Annotated in this window: 19 protein-coding genes, 2 tRNA genes and 1 pseudogene; 13 read left to right on the top strand and 9 right to left on the bottom strand. The window is 70.1% G+C overall.

Features of this window, described 5'->3' with window-relative positions; genetic code table 11:
- Positions 1-28 precede the first annotated feature (28 nt).
- The 3 genes and pseudogenes from yidD to rpmH all read right to left on the bottom strand — a co-directional run.
- A pseudogene (gene yidD, locus AB0447_RS10130) lies at positions 29-283 on the bottom strand (membrane protein insertion efficiency factor YidD); the annotation flags it as partial.
- Positions 280-654, bottom strand: a complete 375-nt coding sequence (gene rnpA, locus AB0447_RS10125; protein ID WP_366476103.1) for a ribonuclease P protein component — start codon at positions 652-654, stop codon at positions 280-282. The gene rnpA and the pseudogene yidD, both read right to left, overlap by 4 nt.
- Before the next feature lie 19 nt (positions 655-673).
- Complete coding sequence (gene rpmH / locus AB0447_RS10120; protein WP_030059672.1) at positions 674-811, bottom strand: 50S ribosomal protein L34; 138 nt, start codon at positions 809-811, stop codon at positions 674-676.
- A gap of 366 nt (positions 812-1,177) precedes the next feature.
- Here rpmH and dnaA point away from each other — a divergent pair, with 366 nt between their 5' ends.
- From dnaA to AB0447_RS10065, 11 genes are all read left to right on the top strand, one after another.
- Positions 1,178-2,869 (top strand): chromosomal replication initiator protein DnaA, encoded by a 1,692-nt coding sequence (gene dnaA, locus AB0447_RS10115; protein WP_366476102.1) that lies wholly within the window; start codon positions 1,178-1,180, stop codon positions 2,867-2,869.
- A gap of 829 nt (positions 2,870-3,698) precedes the next feature.
- Positions 3,699-4,829 carry a DNA polymerase III subunit beta gene (gene dnaN / locus AB0447_RS10110; protein WP_366476101.1) on the top strand — a complete coding sequence of 377 codons (1,131 nt, stop codon included), beginning with the start codon at positions 3,699-3,701 and terminating at the stop codon, positions 4,827-4,829.
- Positions 4,830-4,908: 79 nt separating this feature from the next.
- Positions 4,909-5,784 (top strand): phosphogluconate dehydrogenase (NAD(+)-dependent, decarboxylating), encoded by an 876-nt coding sequence (gnd, locus tag AB0447_RS10105; RefSeq protein ID WP_366476100.1) that lies wholly within the window; start codon positions 4,909-4,911, stop codon positions 5,782-5,784.
- Between the two features lie 45 nt (positions 5,785-5,829).
- Positions 5,830-6,954: a DNA replication/repair protein RecF gene (gene recF / locus AB0447_RS10100; RefSeq protein WP_366476099.1), complete on the top strand. Its 1,125-nt coding sequence runs from the start codon at positions 5,830-5,832 to the stop codon at positions 6,952-6,954.
- Entirely contained in the window at positions 6,951-7,481 is a 531-nt protein-coding gene (locus AB0447_RS10095) for a DciA family protein (RefSeq protein ID WP_366476098.1), read from the top strand. The genes recF and AB0447_RS10095 overlap by 4 nt, the downstream gene beginning before the upstream one ends.
- A 436-nt stretch (positions 7,482-7,917) precedes the next feature.
- The gene (gene gyrB / locus AB0447_RS10090) at positions 7,918-9,942 is read left to right on the top strand and encodes a DNA topoisomerase (ATP-hydrolyzing) subunit B (protein WP_366476097.1); all 2,025 of its coding nucleotides are present in this window, start codon (positions 7,918-7,920) and stop codon (positions 9,940-9,942) included.
- A 43-nt stretch (positions 9,943-9,985) separates the two neighbouring features.
- Positions 9,986-12,571 (top strand): DNA gyrase subunit A, encoded by a 2,586-nt coding sequence (gyrA, locus tag AB0447_RS10085; protein WP_366476096.1) that lies wholly within the window; start codon positions 9,986-9,988, stop codon positions 12,569-12,571.
- Between the two features lie 8 nt (positions 12,572-12,579).
- Positions 12,580-13,179: a DUF3566 domain-containing protein gene (locus AB0447_RS10080; protein ID WP_366476095.1), complete on the top strand. Its 600-nt coding sequence runs from the start codon at positions 12,580-12,582 to the stop codon at positions 13,177-13,179.
- A 70-nt stretch (positions 13,180-13,249) separates the two neighbouring features.
- Positions 13,250-13,323, top strand: a tRNA-Ile gene (locus tag AB0447_RS10075).
- Between the two features lie 158 nt (positions 13,324-13,481).
- Positions 13,482-13,616 carry a DLW-39 family protein gene (locus AB0447_RS10070; RefSeq protein ID WP_208809277.1) on the top strand — a complete coding sequence of 45 codons (135 nt, stop codon included), beginning with the start codon at positions 13,482-13,484 and terminating at the stop codon, positions 13,614-13,616.
- 131 nt (positions 13,617-13,747) lie between these two features.
- Entirely contained in the window at positions 13,748-15,076 is a 1,329-nt protein-coding gene (locus tag AB0447_RS10065; RefSeq protein ID WP_366476094.1) for a hypothetical protein, read from the top strand.
- Here the strand turns inward: AB0447_RS10065 and AB0447_RS10060 are convergent.
- Both AB0447_RS10060 and AB0447_RS10055 read right to left on the bottom strand, forming a co-directional pair.
- Positions 15,063-16,403 carry a protein kinase gene (locus AB0447_RS10060; protein WP_366476093.1) on the bottom strand — a complete coding sequence of 447 codons (1,341 nt, stop codon included), beginning with the start codon at positions 16,401-16,403 and terminating at the stop codon, positions 15,063-15,065. The two genes, AB0447_RS10065 and AB0447_RS10060, sit on opposite strands and share 14 nt — an antisense overlap.
- Positions 16,404-16,449: 46 nt before the next feature.
- On the bottom strand, positions 16,450-16,998 hold the full coding sequence (locus tag AB0447_RS10055) for a DNA-binding protein (RefSeq protein ID WP_366476092.1): 549 nt from the start codon (positions 16,996-16,998) through the stop codon (positions 16,450-16,452).
- A 163-nt stretch (positions 16,999-17,161) separates the two neighbouring features.
- Here AB0447_RS10055 and AB0447_RS10050 point away from each other — a divergent pair.
- A tRNA-Ala gene (locus AB0447_RS10050) sits at positions 17,162-17,234 on the top strand.
- A 202-nt stretch (positions 17,235-17,436) separates the two neighbouring features.
- Entirely contained in the window at positions 17,437-17,826 is a 390-nt protein-coding gene (locus AB0447_RS10045) for a hypothetical protein (protein WP_366476091.1), read from the top strand.
- 92 nt (positions 17,827-17,918) lie between these two features.
- Here AB0447_RS10045 and AB0447_RS10040 read toward each other — a convergent pair whose 3' ends face one another.
- The 4 genes from AB0447_RS10040 to AB0447_RS10025 all read right to left on the bottom strand — a co-directional run bounded on the left by AB0447_RS10040 (position 17,919) and on the right by AB0447_RS10025 (position 21,769).
- A complete protein-coding gene (locus AB0447_RS10040) occupies positions 17,919-18,461 on the bottom strand; it encodes an NAD(P)H-dependent oxidoreductase (protein ID WP_366476090.1) in 543 nt (180 codons plus the stop codon).
- Entirely contained in the window at positions 18,458-19,513 is a 1,056-nt protein-coding gene (locus tag AB0447_RS10035; protein WP_366476089.1) for a MupA/Atu3671 family FMN-dependent luciferase-like monooxygenase, read from the bottom strand. Before AB0447_RS10035 ends, AB0447_RS10040 begins: the two co-directional genes overlap by 4 nt.
- A gap of 100 nt (positions 19,514-19,613) precedes the next feature.
- On the bottom strand, positions 19,614-21,101 hold the full coding sequence (locus tag AB0447_RS10030) for a DHA2 family efflux MFS transporter permease subunit (RefSeq protein WP_366476088.1): 1,488 nt from the start codon (positions 21,099-21,101) through the stop codon (positions 19,614-19,616).
- Between the two features lie 461 nt (positions 21,102-21,562).
- Positions 21,563-21,769, bottom strand: coding sequence for an MbtH family protein (locus tag AB0447_RS10025; RefSeq protein WP_366476087.1), 207 nt, complete (start codon positions 21,767-21,769; stop codon positions 21,563-21,565).
- Between the last annotated feature and the right edge of the window lie 68 nt (positions 21,770-21,837).

Below are 21,837 nucleotides of genomic sequence, written 5' to 3'. Positions count from 1 at the left end.
ATCAGGCTCCTTGAGCATTGCGAGGTCTACGCAACGCACTGCGCAGCTGCTCGTGCCAACGCGGGCGTTTCCGAGGTGGGACGTGGTCCACGCCGCCCGGGGACCACGGATTGCACCGCAGGATCCGCCAGGCGGTCAGAGCAGTCCCCTTCACCGCACCATGCCGGTCGATGGCCGTGTACCCGTAGTGCGAGCACGAGGGGTAGTAGCGGCACACCGGCCCGAGCAGCGGACTGATCGTCCACTGGTACAGCTTGATCAATGCGAGCAGCGGGTATTTCATCGAGCCACGCCTCCCAGCAGCCGCGTGAAAGCGGCATCCAGGTCCCGGGCCAAGTCCTCAGCGCCGGCGTCGCCCGCTCCGGGCAGTGCCCGTACCACCACCAGGCTACCGGCGGGCAGCGCGGACAGCCGGTCCCGCATCAGGTGGCGCAGTCTGCGCTTGACCCGGTTGCGGACCACGGCTGTGCCGACGGCCTTGCTGACGACGAAACCCGCACGCGTCGAGGGAGCGATCTCCCCCGGCTCGTGCGGGTCCGTTGCACCGCTGGTACGTAGGTGAACGACGAGGAGCGGGCGTCCTGCCCGGCGGCCTCGGCGTACCGCGTTCGCGAAGTCCTCGCGCCGCCTCAGCCGATGTTCGGGAGACAGCACGACGTCCTTACCTGTCTGATCAGGCGGACAGGCTGGCGCGACCCTTGCCACGACGGGCGGCAAGAATCGCACGACCGGCACGGGTACGCATGCGGAGACGGAAGCCGTGCGTCTTCGCGCGACGACGGTTGTTCGGCTGGAAGGTGCGCTTGCTCACTCGGGGGCTCCAGAGAATGAATCGTTGTGGCGGTACATCGCCTGGCTGTCACCGTGCGCCCACGAGGAACTTCGCGTGTTCGCCCGAGTGGACACCGCTAAATGATCACGTTCAGTGATCTTCGCCCATCGGTAGGCAGGCGGCAGCAGCCATCGACAACTCGACCTCGTTACGGTACGCGGGGCTACGCCATCCGGTCAAACCGAGCCGACGGCGGTTGTCCACGGGCCTCCACTGTGCACAGCCTGTGGACAACGACTTGAACCCTACCCGTCAGGCTGACTACCGTTGCCTGATCCCGGATTTTTTTGTCCCGACCGTCCCAAAGAACCACACATTCGTGGGACCTGTGAGAGAGCGTGCTCTGTGGCTGACGTACCTGCCGATCTTGCCGCAGTGTGGCCACGAGTGCTCGAGAAGCTCCTCGGGGAGGGTCAGCAAGGGATCGAGCCCAAGGACAAGCAGTGGATCGAGCGCTGCCAGCCCCTGGCCCTCGTCGCCGACACCGCACTGCTCGCCGTCCCGAACGAATGGGGCAAGCGCGTCCTGGAGGGCCGGCTCGCCCCGCTCATCAGCGACGCCCTGAGCCGTGAATGCGGCCGCCCCATCCGGATCGCGATCACGGTGGACGACTCCGCCGGCGAACCCGCGCCCCCGCCGGCCGCCCCGCAGCGCGAGTCCTACGGGGACCGGCGCGAGTCGTACGGCGACCAGCTGCCCACCGCCCGGCCCGCCTACCCGGACTACCAGCAGCAGCGGCCCGAGCCCGGCGCCTGGCCCGGCTGGCAGCAGCCCCGCCTCGGCGGCTTCCCCGAGCGCGACCCGTACGCCTCCCCGCAGCCCGGCTACCTGCAGCAGCCGGATTCCGGGTACGAGCCCTCGTACGAGCCCCCTTCGTACGATCAGCAGCCGTCCTACGACCAGAAGTCATACGAGCAGCCGGCCACGCTGCCCCCGCCCGGCCGGACCGGCCCCGGGGCACCCCCGGCGCCCTCCGGAGGATCCTCGTCCGGACCGCTGGAGCCGACCGCCCGGCTCAACCCCAAGTACCTGTTCGACACCTTCGTCATCGGCGCCTCCAACCGCTTCGCGCACGCCGCCGCGGTCGCCGTCGCCGAAGCCCCGGCCAAGGCCTACAACCCGCTCTTCATCTATGGCGAGTCGGGTCTCGGCAAGACCCACCTGCTGCACGCCATCGGGCACTACGCGCGGAGCCTCTACCCCGGCACCCGGGTGCGGTACGTGAGCTCGGAGGAGTTCACCAACGAGTTCATCAACTCCATCCGCGACGGCAAGGGCGACGCGTTCCGCAAGCGCTACCGCGAGATGGACATCCTGCTGGTCGACGACATCCAGTTCCTCGCGAGCAAGGAGTCGACGCAGGAGGAGTTCTTCCACACCTTCAACACGCTCCACAACGCGAACAAGCAGATCGTGCTGTCCTCCGACCGGCCGCCCAAGCAGCTGGTGACCCTGGAGGACCGGCTCCGCAACCGCTTCGAGTGGGGCCTGATCACCGACGTCCAGCCGCCCGAGCTGGAGACCCGGATCGCGATCCTGCGCAAGAAGGCGGTGCAGGAGCAGCTCAACGCCCCGCCGGAGGTACTGGAGTTCATCGCCTCCCGCATCTCGCGCAACATCCGCGAGCTGGAGGGGGCGCTGATCCGCGTCACCGCATTCGCCAGCCTCAACCGGCAGCCCGTCGATCTCGGCCTCACCGAGGACGTGCTGAAGAACCTGATCCCGGGCGGGGAGGACACCGCTCCCGAGATCACCGCGGCCGACATCATGGCGGCCACCGCCGACTACTTCGGGCTGACCGTGGACGACCTGTGCGGGTCCTCGCGCAGCCGGGTCCTGGTGACCGCCCGGCAGATCGCCATGTACCTGTGCCGGGAGCTCACGGACCTGTCCCTGCCGAAGATCGGCGCCCAGTTCGGCGGCCGCGACCACACCACGGTGATGCACGCGGACCGCAAGATCCGGGCCCTGATGGCGGAGCGCCGCTCCATCTACAACCAGGTAACCGAGCTTACGAACCGCATCAAGAACGCCTGACGCCACCCGTCTTGGAAGGCGCTCCCGGACCATTCCGGGGGCGCCTTTCGGCGTTCCCGGGGGCGCACGGCGTCGGTCGTGCGCCTCTGACCTGTTCGAATACGCCCCTGCCAGCCCAACTTGTCCACAGATTCCACAACTTTCTGCCGTCCACACCCTGGGGACCGGATCGGCCACCCACAATCTGTCCACAGGGCAGCATGGTGAGGCACCATCAGGCCAGGTCAGACGGCTGTGGATTTGTTGAAGAAAGTGATCCACAGCCTGTGGACGAGCAGATCGTCCACAGGCCCGCCCACCTCACCGTCCCCAGGCAACCCACAGGGTCGGGTCCTCTGTGCACAGGATCAGGCCTCTCATCCACATCCTTGTCCACTGTTCGGCAACCGCACCGCCCTCCTCACCGCCCCGAGTGAAAGCCGTCACACCACCGTGGACGTTTGGGCTGTGGAGTAGTGGGGGAAACCTGGGGACACAGCTGTGGACTGTCGGGGGTCGCCTGGGGACGGCCTGTGCAGAAGTTTTTGTTCTCCACAGACACAGTGGGTTGTCCACCGCCTCCGCCCACAGGCCCGGTGGATAAAAAACTGGGGTTGACCAGCGGAAATCGGGTTATCCACCGTTTCCACAGGCCCTACTACTACTCCCATAGACAGTTAGGCCGGATTCGGTTTTCAAGCAGGTCCTGTGCACAACTCGCCGGATCGCTCTCCCGACGCCTCGCTCCCGACTTGACGGCCGGCCGCACCGACTGTCGGCGCCGTACGTCAGACTGGACTCCGGCATCGAGCCGACGACGAAGGCCAGCAACAGCAGGAGGCGGTTTCCGGTGAAGATCCGGGTGGAGCGCGATGTACTCGCGGAGGCGGTGGCGTGGGCGGCCCGTAGCCTTCCGGCCCGGCCGCCGGTGCCCGTTCTCGCGGGCCTTCTCCTGAAGGCCGAGGAGGGCATGCTCAGCCTCTCCGGCTTCGACTACGAGGTCTCGGCCCGCGTCTCGGTCGAGGCGGACGTCGAGGAGGACGGCACCGTCCTCGTCTCCGGCCGGCTGCTCGCCGACATCTGCCGCGCCCTCCCCAACCGCCCGGTGGAGATTTCCACAGACGGTGTACGGGCGACCGTGGTCTGCGGCTCCTCCAGGTTCACACTCCACACCCTGCCTGTGGAGGAATACCCGGCGCTCCCGCAGATGCCGACCGCGACCGGCACCGTGCCCGGTGAGGTCTTCGCCTCCGCCGCCGCCCAGGTCGCCATCGCCGCCGGCCGCGACGACACGCTGCCCGTGCTGACCGGTGTGCGCATCGAGATCGAGGGCGACCGGGTCACCCTGGCCTCCACCGACCGCTACCGCTTCGCGGTCCGCGAGTTCCTGTGGAAGCCGGAGAACCCGGACGCGTCCGCCGTGGCCCTGGTGCCGGCGAAGACGCTCCTCGACACCGCCAAGTCCCTGACCAGCGGAGACACGGTCACCCTGGCGCTGTCCGGCTCGGGTGCGGGCGAGGGTCTGATCGGTTTCGAGGGCGCCGGCCGACGCACCACGACCCGTCTGCTCGAGGGCGACCTGCCCAAGTACCGCACGCTGTTCCCGACCGAGTTCAACTCCGTCGCCGTCATCGAGACCGCCCCGTTCGTCGAGGCCGTCAAGCGTGTGGCCCTGGTCGCCGAGCGGAACACCCCGGTGCGGCTGAGCTTCGAGCAGGGCGTGCTGATCCTGGAGGCCGGTTCCTCCGACGATGCACAGGCTGTGGAAAGGGTCGACGCCAAGCTGGAGGGCGACGACATCTCGATCGCCTTCAACCCGACCTTCCTGCTGGACGGCCTGAGCGCGATCGACTCGCCGGCCGCGCAGCTGAGCTTCACCACCTCGACCAAGCCCGCGCTGCTCAGCGGCCGCCCGGCTGTCGACGCGGAGGCGGACGAGGCCTACAAGTACCTGATCATGCCGGTTCGGCTGTCCGGCTGACCCCACAGGTGTGCACCCGTGTCCGGGCGTAGGCTCGGACGCGGGTACGAAACTGCACACACACTTAAGGAACCACCTGATGGAGCTCGGTCTCGTCGGTCTCGGCAAGATGGGCGGCAACATGCGCGAGCGCATCCGCCGCGCAGGCCACACCGTCATCGGATACGACCGCAATCCGGACCTCGCGGATGTCCACAGCCTGGAAGAGCTTGTGGGCAAGCTGAAGGGCCCGCGGGTGGTGTGGGTGATGGTGCCCGCCGGCGCTGCCACCCAGTCCACGATCGACGAGCTGGCCGCTCTGCTGTCGCCCGGCGACATCGTGGTCGACGGCGGCAACTCCCGCTGGACGGACGACGAGAAGCACGCCGCGGAGCTGGCGGCCAAGGGCATCGGCTTCGTCGACTGCGGTGTCTCGGGCGGCGTCTGGGGCCTGGAGAACGGCTACGCGCTGATGTACGGCGGGGACAAGGAGCACGTCGCCCTGGTCCAGCCGGTCTTCGACGCGCTCAAGCCGGAGGGTGACTTCGGCGCCGTGCACGCCGGCAAGGTCGGTGCCGGGCACTTCGCCAAGATGGTCCACAACGGCATCGAGTACGCCATGATGCAGGCCTACGCCGAGGGCTGGGAGCTGCTCGAGAAGGTGGACTCGGTCACCGACGTGCGCGAGGTCTTCCGCTCCTGGCAGGAGGGCACGGTCATCCGTTCCTGGCTGCTGGACCTGGCGGTGAACGCGCTGGACGAGGACGAGCACCTCGAGCAGCTCAGGGGTTATGCACAGGACTCCGGTGAAGGCCGGTGGACGGTGGAAGCGGCGATCGACAACGCGGTCCCGCTGCCGGCGATCACGGCCTCGCTGTTCGCGCGGTTCGCCTCCCGTCAGGAGGACTCCCCGCAGATGAAGATGATCGCCGCGCTCCGCAACCAGTTCGGCGGGCACGCGGTCGAGAAGAAGTAACGACACAGCAGTACACAGCAGTAGCCGGGGGAGGTCGGCGCCGTCATGCACGTTTCGCATCTGTCGCTGGCCGACTTCCGCTCGTACGCCCGGGCCGAGGTTCCCCTCGACCCGGGCGTCACCGCTTTCGTGGGCCCGAACGGGCAGGGCAAGACCAATCTCGTCGAGGCGGTCGGCTATCTGGCGACCCTGGGCAGCCACCGGGTGTCCTCGGACGCCCCCCTGGTCCGGATGGGCGCCGAGCGGGCCGTGATACGTGCCGCGGTGCGGCAGGGCGAGCGGCAGCAGCTGGTGGAGCTGGAGCTGAACCCGGGCCGCGCGAACCGGGCCCGGATCAACCGGTCCTCGCAGGTCAGGCCCCGGGACGTGCTGGGGATCGTACGGACGGTGCTGTTCGCCCCGGAGGACCTGGCCCTGGTGAAGGGCGACCCGGGGGAGCGCCGCCGGTTCCTGGACGAGCTGATCACGGCGCGGTCGCCGCGGATGGCGGCGGTGCGGTCCGACTACGAGCGGGTGCTGAAGCAGCGGAACACCCTGCTGAAGACGGCGGCGATGGCGCGCCGGCACGGCGGCCGCTCCATGGACCTGTCCACCCTGGACGTGTGGGACCAGCACCTCGCGCGGGCGGGCGCGGAGCTCCTGGCGCAGCGGCTGGACCTGATCGGGACGCTCCAGCCGCTGGCGGACAAGGCGTACGAGCAGCTGGCGCCCGGCGGCGGTCCGCTGGGGCTGGCGTACCGCGGGAGCGCGGAGCTGGCCGGGGCGCAGTCCCGGGAGGAGCTGTACGAGGTGCTCCTCGCGGCGCTCGCGGAGGCGCGCAAGCAGGAGATCGAGCGGGGCGTGACCCTGGTGGGCCCGCACCGCGACGAGCTGGTGCTGAAGCTGGGCGAGCTGCCGGCCAAGGGGTACGCGAGCCACGGGGAGTCCTGGTCGTACGCGCTGGCGCTGCGGCTGGCCTCGTACGATCTGCTGCGCTCGGAGGGGAACGAGCCGGTGCTGGTGCTGGACGACGTGTTCGCGGAGCTGGACGCGCGGCGCCGGGAACGGCTGGCGGAGCTGGTGGCTCCTGGGGAGCAGGTGCTGGTCACCGCCGCTGTGGACGATGACGTACCGGGTGTGTTGGCGGGTGCTCGGTTCGCGGTCTCGGGTGGAGAGGTGACCCGGCTGTGAGTGATCCGAAGAGCGAGGAGCCGCGGAAGGCGCCGGAGCCGTCCGGGGTGGACCTGGCCCGGCAGGCCCTGTACGCGGCCCGGGAACAGGCGCGGGCCCGCGGGCAGGGCCTGGCCGGGCGGAAGAGGCAGGGCCAGCCGGGGCTGAGGTCGGGTGCGCGGGCGGACGGCCGGGACCCGATGCCGCTGATGGCGGCGCTGGACCGGCTGCGGACGGAGCGCGGCTGGGAGATGCCGATGGCCGTGGCCGGGGTGATGGAGCGCTGGCCGGAGATCGTCGGGCGGGAGATCGCCGTCCACTGCGTGCCGGAGAAGTACGAGGACCGCGAGCTGACCGTGCGCTGCGACTCCTCGGCGTGGGCGGCACAGCTGAAGCTGCTGGCCCCGCAGCTGGTGGCGACGCTGAACAAGGAGCTCGGCCAGGGCACGGTGCGGTTGATCCGAGTGCAGGGCCCGGGTGGCCGGCCGCGCCGGTACGGCCCGCTGCGGGCGCCCGGCAGCGAGGGCCCCGGCGACACCTGGGGCTAGGGCTGCCCCCCTGCGCTCGTCCCCCTGCGCTCGTCCCCCTGCGCCCGTCTCACTGCGCTCGTCCCACTGCACCGGCCCCCCTCCAGGAGGCACTTCCTGTGCCCCTCATACCCGGGACCGGAGGCCGAACCCCCGGGCCCCGTCCGTCCGTGGGTTCCAGTGGTGTCCCTCACGGTAGCCGGAGGTTGACAGGCCGAAGCGCTGGATGCCCGTGTGAGCCTCTTAGAGCCCCTTCCTGAATATGGGGAGTCGGCCGAGGGAGGTTGAGGGCGGCACATGCGGACTCAGGTACCGGCAAACCCCCATTCATGTCAGCGCTACCGGTAGACTGGTGTAATAGTGGCGTCCCGCTTGCGGGATCCGCCGACTGACCGCTGACAACGCAGATCGACGCAGCCGCTCCTGCTTGCATGCCTGCTGGCCCGGAGTACGGCCTGTGCTGTGCCAGAAAGGGCGCTTCGTGGCCGATTCCGGCAACTCCAACGAGAACAATCAGTACACCGGCAGCAACATCCAGGTCCTGGAGGGCTTGGATGCTGTGCGCAAGCGGCCCGGCATGTACATCGGGTCGACGGGTGAGCGGGGCCTCCACCACCTCGTGTACGAGGTGGTCGACAACTCGGTCGACGAGGCGCTGGCCGGTCACGCGGACACCATCGACGTGACCATCCTGGCCGACGGTGGCGTGCGCGTGATCGACAACGGCCGCGGCATCCCCGTGGACATCGTGCCCTCCGAGGGCAAGCCGGCGGTCGAGGTCGTGCTCACCGTGCTGCACGCGGGCGGCAAGTTCGGCGGCGGCGGCTACGCCGTCTCCGGTGGTCTGCACGGTGTGGGTGTCTCCGTCGTGAACGCGCTGTCGACGAAGGTCTCGGTCGAGGTCAAGCGGGACGGCTACCGCTGGAGCCAGGACTACAAGCTCGGTGCCCCCACGGCGGCGCTGCAGAAGAACGAGGAGACCGACGAGACGGGTACGTCGGTGACCTTCTGGGCCGACTCCGACATCTTCGAGACCACCGAGTACTCGTTCGAGACGCTGTCGCGGCGCTTCCAGGAGATGGCGTTCCTCAACAAGGGGCTGACGCTGTCGCTGACGGACGAGCGCGAGTCGGCGAAGGCCACGGTGGGCGCGGATTCGGCCGAGGAGGCCGATGACAACCAGGCGCGGACGGTGAAGTACCACTACGAGGGCGGCATCGTCGACTTCGTGAAGTACCTCAACTCGCGCAAGGGCGAGCTGATCCACCCGACGGTGATCGACGTCGAGGCCGAGGACAAGGAGCGGATGCTCTCGGTCGAGATCGCGATGCAGTGGAACTCGCAGTACAGCGAGGGTGTCTACTCCTTCGCGAACACGATCCACACGCACGAGGGCGGTACCCACGAAGAGGGCTTCCGCGCCGCGCTGACCTCGCTGGTCAACAAGTACGCGCGCGACAAGAAGCTGCTCCGGGAGAAGGACGACAACCTCACGGGTGACGACATCCGCGAGGGTCTCACCGCGATCATCTCGATCAAGCTGGGCGAGCCGCAGTTCGAGGGCCAGACCAAGACCAAGCTGGGCAACACGGAGGCCAAGACCTTCGTGCAGAAGGTCGCGCACGAGCACCTCAACGACTGGTTCGACCGCAATCCGGTCGAGGCCGCGGACATCATCCGCAAGTCGATCCAGGCGGCGACCGCCCGGGTGGCGGCGCGCAAGGCCCGCGACCTGACCCGCCGCAAGGGGCTGCTGGAGAGCGCCTCGCTGCCGGGCAAGCTGTCCGACTGCCAGTCGAACGACCCGACGAAGTGCGAGATCTTCATCGTCGAGGGCGACTCGGCCGGCGGCTCGGCCAAGTCCGGCCGCAACCCGATGTACCAGGCCATCCTGCCCATCCGCGGCAAGATCCTGAACGTCGAGAAGGCGCGCATCGACAAGATCCTCCAGAACACCGAGGTGCAGGCGCTGATCAGTGCCTTCGGCACCGGTGTGCACGAGGACTTCGACATCGAGAAGCTCCGCTATCACAAGATCATCCTGATGGCGGACGCCGACGTCGACGGCCAGCACATCAACACCCTGCTGCTGACCTTCCTGTTCCGCTTCATGCGGCCGCTGGTGGAGGCGGGGCACGTGTACCTGTCCCGGCCGCCGCTGTACAAGATCAAGTGGGGTCGTGACGACTTCGAGTACGCGTACTCGGACCGCGAGCGCGACGCCCTGGTGGAGCTCGGCAAGCAGAACGGCAAGCGGATCAAGGAAGACTCGATCCAGCGCTTCAAGGGTCTCGGCGAGATGAACGCCGAGGAGCTCCGCGTCACCACCATGGACGTGGACCACCGGGTGCTCGGCCAGGTGACCCTCGACGACGCGGCGCAGGCCGACGACCTGTTCTCGGTGCTGATGGGTGAGGACGTCGAGGCCCGGCGCTCCTTCATCCAGCGCAACGCCAAGGACGTCCGCTTCCTCGACATCTGAGTCGGTCCGTCGCTGACCGCCTGAAAGGATCTGAAGACCAGCAATGGCCGACGAAACCACCCCCACCACCGAAGCCGCCGAGGAAGAGCCGCAGCTGCGCATCGAGCCCGTCGGGCTCGAGACGGAGATGCAGCGCTCCTACCTCGACTACGCGATGTCCGTCATCGTGTCCCGCGCGCTGCCCGACGTACGGGACGGCCTCAAGCCGGTCCACCGCCGGGTGCTGTACGCGATGTACGACGGCGGCTACCGGCCCGAGAAGGGCTTCTACAAGTGCGCCCGCGTCGTCGGTGACGTCATGGGTACGTACCACCCGCACGGCGACTCCTCGATCTACGACGCGCTGGTCCGGCTGGCCCAGCACTGGTCGATGCGCCTGCCCCTGGTGGACTCCAACGGCAACTTCGGTTCCCCGGGCAACGACCCGGCCGCCGCCATGCGGTACACCGAGTGCAAGATGATGCCGCTGTCGATGGAGATGGTCCGGGACATCGACGAGGAGACCGTCGACTTCCAGGACAACTACGACGGCCGCAACCAGGAGCCGACGGTCCTGCCGGCCCGGTTCCCGAACCTGCTGGTGAACGGCTCCGCCGGTATCGCCGTCGGTATGGCCACCAACATCCCGCCGCACAACCTCCGCGAGGTCGCGGAGGGCGCGCAGTGGTACCTGGCCAACCCGGAGGCCTCGCACGAGGACCTGCTGGACGCGCTGATGGAGCGCATCAAGGGCCCCGACTTCCCGACCGGCGCCCTGGTGGTGGGCCGCAAGGGCATCGAGGAGGCCTACCGGACCGGCCGCGGCTCGATCACGATGCGCGCGGTGGTCGAGGTCGAGGAGATCCAGAACCGGCAGTGCCTGGTGGTCACGGAGCTTCCGTACCAGACCAACCCGGACAACCTCGCGCAGAAGATCGCCGACCTGGTGAAGGACGGCAAGATCGGCGGCATCGCCGACGTCCGCGACGAGACCTCCTCCCGTACCGGCCAGCGCCTGGTGATCGTCCTCAAGCGGGACGCCGTCGCCAAGGTCGTGCTGAACAACCTGTACAAGCACACCGACCTGCAGACCAACTTCGGCGCGAACATGCTGGCGCTGGTCGACGGGGTGCCTCGGACGCTCTCGCTGGACGCGTTCATCCGCCACTGGGTGCACCACCAGATCGAGGTCATCGTCCGCCGGACGAAGTTCCGTCTGCGCAAGGCGGAGGAGCGCGCCCACATCCTGCGCGGCCTGCTGAAGGCGCTGGACGCGATCGACGAGGTCATCGCCCTGATCCGGCGCAGCGACACCGTCGAGGTGGCCCGCGAGGGCCTGATGGGCCTGCTCCAGATCGACGAGATCCAGGCGAACGCGATCCTGGAGATGCAGCTCCGCCGGCTCGCCGCCCTGGAGCGGCAGAAGATCGTCGCCGAGCACGACGAGCTGCAGGCGAAGATCAACGAGTACAACGCGATCCTGGCCTCGCCGGAGAAGCAGCGGTCCATCGTCAGCGAGGAGCTGGCGGCCATCGTCGAGAAGTTCGGCGACGACCGGCGCTCCAAGCTGGTGCCCTTCGACGGTGACATGTCCATCGAGGACCTGATCGCCGAAGAGGACATCGTCGTCACGATCACCAACGGCGGGTACGTCAAGCGCACCAAGACCGAGGACTACCGGTCGCAGAAGCGCGGCGGCAAGGGTGTGCGCGGCACCAAGCTGAAGCAGGACGACATCGTCGACCACTTCTTCGTCTCGACCACCCACCACTGGCTGCTGTTCTTCACGAACAAGGGCCGGGTGTACCGGGCGAAGGCGTACGAGCTGCCGGACGCCGGCCGGGACGCGCGCGGCCAGCACGTGGCGAACCTGCTGGCCTTCCAGCCGGACGAGCAGATCGCGGAGATCCTGGCGATCCGCGACTACGAGGCCGCGCCGTACCTGATCCTGGCCACCAAGGCGGGCCTGGTGAAGAAGACGGCGCTGAAGGACTACGACTCGCCCCGTTCGGGTGGTGTGATCGCCATCAACCTGCGGGAGACCGCGGACGGCGGCGACGACGAGCTGATCGGCGCGGAGCTGGTGTCCGCGGACGACGACCTCCTGCTGATCAGCCGGAAGGCGCAGTCGATCCGCTTCACCGCCACCGATGACGCGCTGCGCCCGATGGGCCGTGCCACCTCGGGCGTGAAGGGCATGAGTTTCCGCGAAGGCGACGAGCTGCTTTCCATGAGCGTGGTCCGGCCCGGTACGTTCGTCTTCACCGCGACCGACGGCGGCTACGCCAAGCGGACGCCGGTCGACGAGTACCGCGTCCAGGGTCGTGGTGGTCTGGGTATCAAGGCCGCGAAGATCGTGGAAGACCGCGGGTCGCTCGTCGGAGCGCTCGTGGTGGACGAATCGGATGAAATTCTGGCAATCACCCTCGGCGGTGGTGTGATTCGTACGCGCGTCAACGAAGTCAGGGAGACCGGCCGTGACACCATGGGCGTCCAGCTGATCAACCTGGGCAAGCGTGACGCCGTCGTGGGTATCGCGCGCAATGCCGAAGCCGGTCAGGAGGCCGAGGAGGGCGACGAGCCCGAGACGGTCGAGGGACAGGCCACCGAGGCCGCCGAGGACACGCAGTCCTCGGCCGGGGAGCAGTAGGAGCAATCGTGAGTGGAGCCACGGGCGCCGGACCGGCCACGCCTGGAGCGAACGGTGCCCGTGGCCCTGCCGCGGACTCCCAGGGGGGAACCGTGACGGACACCCGGGGGCCGCAGCCCCAGCCGCAGCCGTACCACCCGCCGCAGGCGTACGCGGGTCCGGGCGCGCAGCGCGGGGAGCAGGCCCAGGGCCAGGCCGGCCAGCGAAAGCCGCGGACGGGCGGGCGTACGACGCCCAGGACGCGCAAGGCACGACTGCGGGTGGCGAAGGCCGATCCGTGGTCGGTGATGAAGGTCAGCTTCCTGCTGTCGATCGCGCTGGGCATCTGCACGATCGTGGCGTCGGTGGTGCTGTGGATGGTCATGGACGCCATGGGGGTCTTCTCGACCGTCGGCGGGACCATCAGCGAGGCCACCGGCTCCAACGAGAGCAACGGCTTCGATCTGCAGTCCTTCCTGTCGCTGCCGCGCGTGCTCATCTTCACCTCGGTGATCGCGGTGATCGACGTGGTGCTGATGACCGCCCTCGCGACGCTGGGCGCCTTCATCTACAACCTGTCGGCGGGCTTCGTGGGCGGTGTGGAGCTCACCCTCGCCGAGGACGAGTAGGCCGCTGATCAGCGATTTGGGAACTCCCGGGTCTGTGCGCTAATCTTCAGAGGTCAGCGCACAGCGCGGAGGGGCTATAGCTCAGTTGGTTAGAGCGCATCCCTGATAAGGATGAGGCCACAGGTTCAAATCCTGTTAGCCCCACAGTACGGTTACGGCCCGGCGGAGATTCTCCGCCGGGCCGTTGCCGTTGGGCCTCCCGGGGCGTTTCCAGGTCGTTCCCAGGTAACCGATCGGTATCGGTCGGTGTGTATTGTTGGGCGCCTGAAGTCCCCTACGTCAAAGAGAGACGAGGTCGCGCGGTGAAGAAGCTGCTCCTGGTCGCACTGGCCGCCATCGGCGGGCTCCTCGTGTACCGCCAGATCCAGGCGGACCGCGCCGAGCAGGACCTGTGGACGGAGGCGACCGACTCCGTGCCGTCCGGTTCCGGTGTGTGAGACCGAACGCTGTGACGCGAAGCCCCGGCTGCCGCTGCGGCCGGGGCTTTGTGCTGTTCCGGGGCGATACGACCCCGGAGTTCCGATTCGCTAATATTTGAGTTGCGTCAGCAAATCCGGGGTGGGGCGTGATGGGTCGGGTCCGTACGGGTCGGGTGGCAGCCGGGGCTGCGGCCCTCTGCGCGGCGGTTGCCGCGGTCGTGGCCGGTGCCGCACCGGGAGCGGCGTACGCGGCGGCCGGACCGGACCAGGGCTCCGCGTACCGGACGGGGCCGGACAGCCGCCGGATCGAGGGCGGGGCGAACGGCGCGGTCGGGCCCGCGCTGGACGTGGGCCGGTTCTACGAGGACACCCTCGCGCCCGCGCAGGAACGCTTCTACCAGGTGGTCCTCGACGACCGGTCCAGCGTGTACGTCTCCGCCGTCGCCCGGCCGGCTCCGCAGAGCAAGGTGGCGTACGGGGACGGCATCGAGGTCGCGCTGACCGACACCGCCGGGCAGTCCTGCACCAGCACGGACGACGTCAACTTCGGCTCCGAGCAGGCACGGCCGATCGCCGACGCGGACGTGCGCCGCCTGGAGGAGGACGGCAAGTGCCAGCAGGCGGGCCCCTATTACGTGAAGCTGACCCGGACCAGCGCCAAGGAATCCGATCAGGCGCCGTGGCCGGTGGAGCTCCACGTGATGCGGGAGCCGAAGCTGTCCGGCAGCAACGCCCCCCAGACCGCGCCCAGCGCCTGGCCCTCGGCCCCGGTGACCCCGCCCTCCGACCAGCGGGTGGTGCGCACCGGCGGCACCGGCTTCAACGACGCGCGGGCCCTGGACACCGGCGTGTGGGGCGACTCCGTGAAGCCGGGGCAGACCCTCTTCTACCGGGTGCCGGTGGACTGGGGGCAGCAGCTCAGCGTCAGCACCGAACTGGCCGGCGGCAAGCTCACCCGGAGCTCCGGGTACGCGGGCTACGGGCTCGTCACCGAGGTGTACAGCCCGGCGCGGCTCCTGGCCGCGTCCGAGAGCGAGTCGTTCGACGGCAAGCAGGCGAAGGCGGACCTGGGGCCGCTGGCCCCGGTGGCGTACGAGAACCGGTACGCGGACGCTGCGGCGGCCCGGCCGGTGCGGACGGCCGGCTGGTACTACCTGGCGGTGACCGTCGACAAGGAGGTCGGCGAGTTCACGGCGGAGGACGTGCCGCTGCAGCTGACCATGCGGGTGAAGGTCGGCGGGACGGCGAAGGCCTCGCCGGCGTACGCGGAAAGCCTGACCGCGGCCGGGTTCGGGGTCGACGAGGAGGACCGGGCTGCGGCCCGCGAAGGCCTGACGGCGCCGGAGGCCGCCGACGCGGCGGACACCCGGTCGGCGATGACGGTGGTGGCCGCGGCCGGGTTCGGTACGGGCACCCTGCTGCTGCTCGGCCTGGGCGGCTGGATCCTGCTGGCGCGGCGGTCCGCTACATCCGGGTGAGCGCCCAGATGCCCACCGCGTAGCAGGCCAGCGCGGCGACCAGCAGGGACAGCTTCGTACGGGCGGAGGGACCGGCGGCTGTGCGGGAGGCCGGAACCGCCGGCGAGGCGGCCATCGCGGTGGGCGCCGACGGCATCGGCGCGGTGTGGACCGGCGGTGCGAGATGGAAGCTGCCGGTCTGCGAGGCCGGGGACTCCTGCGGGGGCCGGGGCACCGGGTACTGGGGCTGCGGCGCTGCGTACGCACGCTCTGGTGCCGCGTACGGCTGCTGCGCCGCGTACGGCTGCTGTGCCGAGGTCCGGGTCTGCTCCGCGTCGAGGGCGGCGGCGCCCTGCTCGGACAGCACGGTCGCCTCGCCCAACGGCGGTCCCGGCCGGGGCGCGGACTGCTGCGGGACGGTCCCCGCGGTCGGGGAGCCGGGAGTGACCGCCGAGGTGCCCTGCGGGCCCTGGGGGCCCTGGGGGCCGAATCCGGCCGGGAGCGGACCGAGCTGGTCGAAGACCTCCACCGGTTCCGCACCCGGGTCGGCCGGCGGCAGCAGCTCCACGGCCTCGGCGAGGGCCCTGCGGGCCCCGGTGGCGGTGCGGAACCGGGCGTCGGGGTCCGGCTGCAGGAGGTTCGCCACGACCTGCCAGACCGGCCCGGGGACGCCCTCCGGGGGGCCGGGCGTGCCGTGGGCGCGGAAGTGGTCGACCAGGGCCTGGGAGTCGGGTTTGCGGCCCTGGAGGAGGTAGAGGGCGACCAGGCCGACGGCGTACAGGTCGGCCGGGAAGTCGGGTTCGGCGCCGAGGAGTTGCTCCGGGGCGAAGTAGCCCGGGGTGCCGACCACGTAGTTGGTCTCGGTCAGCCGGGGCTCGCCCTTGCGCATGGAGATCCCGAAGTCGGACAGCCGCAGGTGCGGCTGCCCGGATCCGGTGGCCTCCATCAGGATGTTGGCCGGTTTGATGTCGCGGTGGACGACCCCCTCCGCGTGGACCGCCGCCAGCCCCGACAGGAGCTGGTCGAGCAGGGTGCACACGAACCGGGGCGGCAGCGGCCCGTAGTCGCCGATGACGTGGGCCAGCGAACCGCCGCTGACCAGGTCCATGGTGAACAGGACCTTGTCGTCGTCCGCGGCCCAGCTGGCCGGGGCCAGCACGTGCGGGTGGTCGATGCGCAGGGCCTGTTCACGTACGAAGCGCAGCAGGGTGTGGGCGTCGCTCTGCAGCAGCACCTTGGCGGCGACGTACCGGCGGCGCCGGTGGTCCCAGGCGCGCCAGACGGCGCCTGCTCCGCCACGTCCGATCGGATCGATCAACTCGTACCGACCGGCGAAGATCTCACCCATCCGCTGCGCCCGTCCCCCGTGCTCCGCTGCCGTGTGCAGACTGCCGTCAGTTCTGGTGGGCCTCGTAGTGGGCGACCGCGTCCGCGGTGCGTCCGGCTCCGTACACCCGGAGGAACTCTGCCAGCTCCGGGTGGCTGGGGGCGAGGGTGTCCGCCGCGTCGATGATGTCCCCGGCCGCGGAGACCGAGCGCAGCAGCGACTGGATCTCACGGACCACGCGCTTGACGGTGGGAGCGCCCGAACCGGTCGCGGTCTGGCCGCTGTTGCTGAGGACCGAGCCTCCCTGGGTCTTCTTGATCTCGTCCATCCGGTCGGTGGCCTCGGCGGCGCTGACGCTGCCGGCGGCGACCTGTCCGGCCAGATCCTGGAGGGCCTGGACCCGCTGGACCACGGCAGGGTTCCCGATCTTCGCGCGCTGGCCGCTCATCAGCTGGGAGAGCATGGGCGCGGACAGGCCGAGGACGGCAGCGAGGCGTGCCTGGTTCAACCCGAGATCATCTATGAGCCGGCGGAAGAGCGCCCCGAGCGGCTCCCCGTACCAGCTGCGCTGAAGCTCTCTGGCTCTGGCGGTGGCCTCTTGCTGTACTGCGTCCACTCTTACTACTCCCCTTCGCTGGTGCGAACCTCGCGAGCATCTTACGGAGAGTGGTCGCGGGGCGGGAGTCCCTATCATTTTGCGGGATCAGGGGGTACACCCGGTACTCTGGTCTGCGGACGTGGCCGCACCCGCACGGGTGGTGGTCCCATCCGTTTTTCCGGGGGCCTTAGCTCAGTTGGTAGAGCGCTGTCTTTGCATGGCAGATGTCAGGGGTTCGACTCCCCTAGGCTCCACAGATAGACCCTCCTGACCTGCGTAAACGCGGGTCAGGAGGGCATTTTTGTTTTCGCTGGTGGGCACATCGGGCGGCTTACCGCCGTTCCACGGCCTACATCGAAACCAAGGAGCGAAGGGCCGGAGACCCCGCGTTCGTCGTCCGCCGGCGCGCAGTCGGCAAGCCGGGCGGGCGGGCACAGTGCCCCGCCGCGCGGGCCCATGAGGCTCGACGAGGCCGGCGAGCCGGTGCACGGGCCGCGCGACCATCCCGACCTCGCCAAGATGGCGGCGCTCGGGCTGCCGTTCTGGCTCGCCGGCGGCCAGGCGAGCCCGGAGGCGGTGGCTGCCGCCCGGGCCGAGGGGGCGGCCGGGCGGCAGGTCGGCAGCGCCTTCGCGCTGTGCGAGGAGTCGGGGATGGCCGCCCACCTGCGCGAGGAGCTGCGCGGCCGGGCCCACGCGGACACCCTCACCGTCCGCAACGACCCCTACGCCTCGCCTACCTCGTTCCCCATGCTGAGGCTCTCCCCGGACGCGGAGCCGTACGCGGCGGCGGACGTGGTGGCGGACGTGGTGGAGTGGCCGGCGGCCGGGACGGGTTCCGCGGGATGAGCGTGACGGCAACGGACCGGCCGGTGGCGGGGGCGGGAGCCCCGGCACCGGCCGGTCGGAGGGCGGCGCGCGCCCGGAGGCGGGGCGCCGGGTCAGCGCGCGGCCGGCCCCAGCGTCGAGGCGAACCGGGCGAGTTCGGCCACGGCTTGGTCGATCCGGGCGGTGAGCGCGGCGGGGTCGGCGAAGTCACTGCGCTGCGCCATCAGCTGGGTGGGCACGGCCCAACCGCCGAGGGCGCGGACCACCGCCCGCAGGTGGTCGCAGGCGCCCGAGGCGTTGTGCAGGCTGGTCGCGGTGGCCGCGACCAGGACCGGGCGGTCGGCGAACGCGGTGTCCGGCAGGTGGTCCAGGACGTTCTTGAGCACCCCGGAGAGGCTGCCGTGCTGGACCGGAGTGACCAGCACCACGGCGTCGGCGGCGGCCACCTCCTTGCGCAGCCGGGCCACCGCCGGGTCCCGCAGCAGTTCGCCGGTGCGGTAGCGCTCAGGGTCGAGGGCGGGCAGGGCTAGCAGCGAGCGGTCGAGTTGGCCTGCCGTCAGGGTCCCGGTAAGTGCGGACCGTTCGGCGATCAGGCCGGTGAGCCTGTGGCAGCTGGACGTGCCGGCCATGCTGCCGGCGACCAGCAGGAGGTTCACGAATCCGCCCCGCGGGCCGCCCAGGCCTCCTTGAGGAGGTTCAGGTGCTCCAGGGCGGCCAGTACCTGGTCGGGGTCCACTCCGAAGTCGATCAGGCAGGCCACCTCGTCGATGCCGAGCGCGTCGAGGCGCTCCAGGGTGCGCAGGCCGTCCTCGACCGTGCCGAACAGGCCTCCGGTGTCGAAGTATCGGTCGAAGGAGCGCTCCACCAGGAAGTCGAGGTCGTCGTCGTCGAGCTCCTTCGGGTCGACGCCGGGCAGGATGTCCCCGGCGGCCTTCATGATCAGGCCGATCGAGCTGCGGATGTAGTCGCTGAACGGCCGGCGGACGGTCTCCCGGACGGCGTCCCGGTCGGTGCCGAGGAAGGTGTGCAACATCAGTGCCACCCGCCCGGCGGCTCCCCCCGCCTCTGCGGGCAGGGCGGCCCGGTAGGCGGCGATCTTCTTGGCCAGGTCGTCCACGTCCTGGCCGAGCAGGTGGGTGAGCAGGCCGAGGCCCAGTTCGCCGGCCTGCCGGAAGGTGTCGGGGCTGCCCGCACTGGTGAGCCAGACGGGCAGTTCGGACTGCACGGGCGCGGGGTAGCTGCGGACGGCCACCGGGGTGCCGTCGCCGTTCGGCAGGGTGACCTCCTCCTGGCGCCAGAGGCGCCGCACCGTGTCGATGGTCTCGGTCAGCACCTCCTTGCGCCCGGCGTAGTTCTCCGGGCGCAGCACGAAGTCGTTGGCGTGCCAGCCGGAGGCGAAGGAGAGGCCCACCCGGCCCTCGGACAGGTTGTCGACCACCGACCACTCCTCGGCGACCCGCACCGGGTGGTGCAACGGGCCGACCACGCTGCCGGCCCGGATGCCGACGCGCTCGGTGACGGCGGCGAGCGCCGCGCCGGTGACCGCCGGGTTGGGGTACTGGCCGCCGAACTCGTGGAAGTGCCGCTCGGGCGTCCAGACGGCGCTGAAGCCGTGGGTGTCGGCGAACCGCGCGCCCTCGAGCAGCAGCCGGTACTGCTCGCGCCCGCGGCCTTGGCCGTCCGCGAAGTAGAAAAGACTGAAGTGCACTGCCTTGCCCCCTGTGGCGAAGGTGGATCCGGACCGGGCGGGAGCCGGCGGCCCGACGGAGCCCAGACTCCGGTGAGAAGAGAATCGATGTGACGGCCGGTCAGGATTTGCTGCTGGCGGCCCGCTCCGGCGCCGTGGCGTCGGTACCGTCGTCGGCCTTGCCGGTCGTGGGCCGCGAGTGCCGCACCAGCAAGGTGGCCAGCGCGGCGACCACCAGGACGGCGGCCGGCAGCAGGAAGGTGGTGCGGATGGCATCGGTGGTGTCGTCGTGGACGAGCCGGGCCTGCAGGAGTGCACCGACCATGGCGCTACCGAGCAGGCTGCCGCACAGGCGGGTGGTGTTGAACAGGCCGGACGCGGCCCCCGACATGGCCGGCTCGATCTTGTCGAAGGCGACCACGCCGGCCGGGGCGAAGGCCACGCCCATGCCCAGGCCGACGAAGACCAGCCCGGGCAGCAGCGCCGTCCAGCTGGAGTCGGCGCGGGTCAGCGCGGCCAGCAGCCCGATCCCGGCGGCGAACAGCGACAGGCCCGCGATCATCACGTACTTGCCCCCGAACCGGTCGCAGAGCCGACCGGAGTACGGTGCGATGAAGATCGAGACGAGCGGCGCGACGGCGATCAGCAGGCCGGCCTGGAAGGCGCTGAAGTCCCGCACCTCTTGAAGGTACAGCGGGGTGAGCAAGAGCATGCCGCCGAGGCCGCACGGGAGCGCGCCGACGACCACGGCCATCACGGTGAAGTTGCGGTCGCGCAGGATGGCGAACGGCACCAGCGGGTCGCGGTCCTGCCGGCCGCGCTCGACCAGCAGGAACACCGCGAGCACGGCCACGCCGATCAGCATCAGCAGCGGCACGCTGAGCGGGCCCCACAGGTTGCCCCAGTTGTGGGACTCCCCCTCCATCAGGCCGTACACCACGCAGAACATGGCGAGGGTGAGCAGGGCCGAGCCGAGGACGTCGATGCGGGGCTTGCTCCTCGGCGCCAGGGCCGGGACGAAGGCCAGCACCAGGACCGTGCCGATCACACCGACCGGGATGTTGATGTAGAAAATGCCCCGCCAGCCGAGCCAGGAGACCAGGAAGCCGCCGAGAGTGGGACCGGCGGCGGCGGTGATGCCCGCGAAGGAACCCCAGACGCCCATCGCCGTGCCGCGCCGGCTGGCCGGGAAGATCATGGTGATGATGGCCATCGCCTGCGGGGTCTGCAGCGCGCCGCCGACGCCCTGCAGGACGCGCGCGGCGATCAGCTGTCCGGGCGTCTGCGCCATACCGCAGGCCGCCGACGCGACGACGAACACGACCAGGCCGATGAGGAACATCTTGCGCGTGCCGTACAGGTCGCCCAGCCGACCGCCGATGACCAGCAGCACCGCGTAGGAGAGCAGATAGGCGTTGATCACCCAGAGCACCTGGTCGACCCCGGCGCCCAGACCCTCGGCCAGCGCGGGCACCGCGACGTTCACCGCGGTGGTGTCCAGCAGGACGACCGCCTGGGTGAAGCAGATGGCGAACATCGCCATCCACGGGTTCCGGTGGCGGTCTGGCACGCCGGGACGGCCGCCCGTGTCCGTGTCGGTGGCGTTCATCGGGCCGCCTTGCTTCGCTCGCTCATGGTTCTCTCCGAAGGTTGTAAGACGGCCCGAGAGGGCCTGGTGTGACTGATGGACTCTCGCCGTGCGCGGCTTCCGACGAGGGGACCGTGACACGGCGACAGGCCCGGGTCCGTCGCCGCGGCCCGGCTGACGGCCCGCCCGGCGAACCGCGGTGGGCTCGGCGCGGACACCGTCGCGGCCGGCACCCCGGAAGCCACCGAGGCCCGGTGCACGGTCCCGCCCACCGTGGGGCCGGCCCCGGGTGCGGCGTTCGTCCTGCCGCCGGCGGCCTGTCGGCCCACGCCGATGCCGGCCCTCTCGCCCACGCCCAGCCGGTCGCTCAGGCGGCATGACTTCGTCATTGGGACTCCTCGGTGCCCTGGTCCATCGGCGGCGGGGCCGTTCGACCGGCGGGCACGCCCGTCCGGTGGCGCGCCCCGCCCGTCGTGCGCCGGTCAGGCGTGGTCGGCCAGGCTGCGCGGGCGCAGGTCCGTCCAGTTGGCTTCGATGTGGTCGAGGGCGGCCTGGCGGCTGTCGGGGCCGAACGCGGTGTCCCAGCCGGCCGGGACCGCCACGGTGGTCGGCCAGAGGGAGTGCTGGCCCTCCTCGTTGACCAGGACCAGGTAGCTGCCGTCGCCGTTCTCGAACGGGTTGATGCTCACGGGGCGTTCCTTTCGGTGGAGCGGAGCGGAGCCGGGCCGGCCACGGACGGCCGACCCGGCGGATTGCG

Origin of the sequence: Streptomyces sp. NPDC051211 (genome assembly GCF_040689505.1) — a bacterium.
GTDB lineage: Bacteria > Actinomycetota > Actinomycetes > Streptomycetales > Streptomycetaceae > Streptomyces.
This window is presented reverse-complemented; position numbering and strand designations above follow the sequence as displayed.

Excerpts from the sequence above, each read along its gene's own strand:
- gnd (WP_366476100.1), top strand. The coding sequence starts at position 4,909 with ATGGAGCTCGGTCTCGTCGGTCTCGGCAAGATGGGCGGCAACATGCGC.
- recF (WP_366476099.1), top strand. The coding sequence starts at position 5,830 with ATGCACGTTTCGCATCTGTCGCTGGCCGACTTCCGCTCGTACGCCCGG.
- gyrA (WP_366476096.1), top strand. The coding sequence starts at position 9,986 with ATGGCCGACGAAACCACCCCCACCACCGAAGCCGCCGAGGAAGAGCCG.
- AB0447_RS10065 (WP_366476094.1), top strand. The coding sequence starts at position 13,748 with ATGGGTCGGGTCCGTACGGGTCGGGTGGCAGCCGGGGCTGCGGCCCTC.
- AB0447_RS10060 (WP_366476093.1), bottom strand. The coding sequence starts at position 16,403 with ATGGGTGAGATCTTCGCCGGTCGGTACGAGTTGATCGATCCGATCGGA.
- AB0447_RS10045 (WP_366476091.1), top strand. The coding sequence starts at position 17,437 with ATGAGGCTCGACGAGGCCGGCGAGCCGGTGCACGGGCCGCGCGACCAT.
- AB0447_RS10030 (WP_366476088.1), bottom strand. The coding sequence starts at position 21,101 with ATGAACGCCACCGACACGGACACGGGCGGCCGTCCCGGCGTGCCAGAC.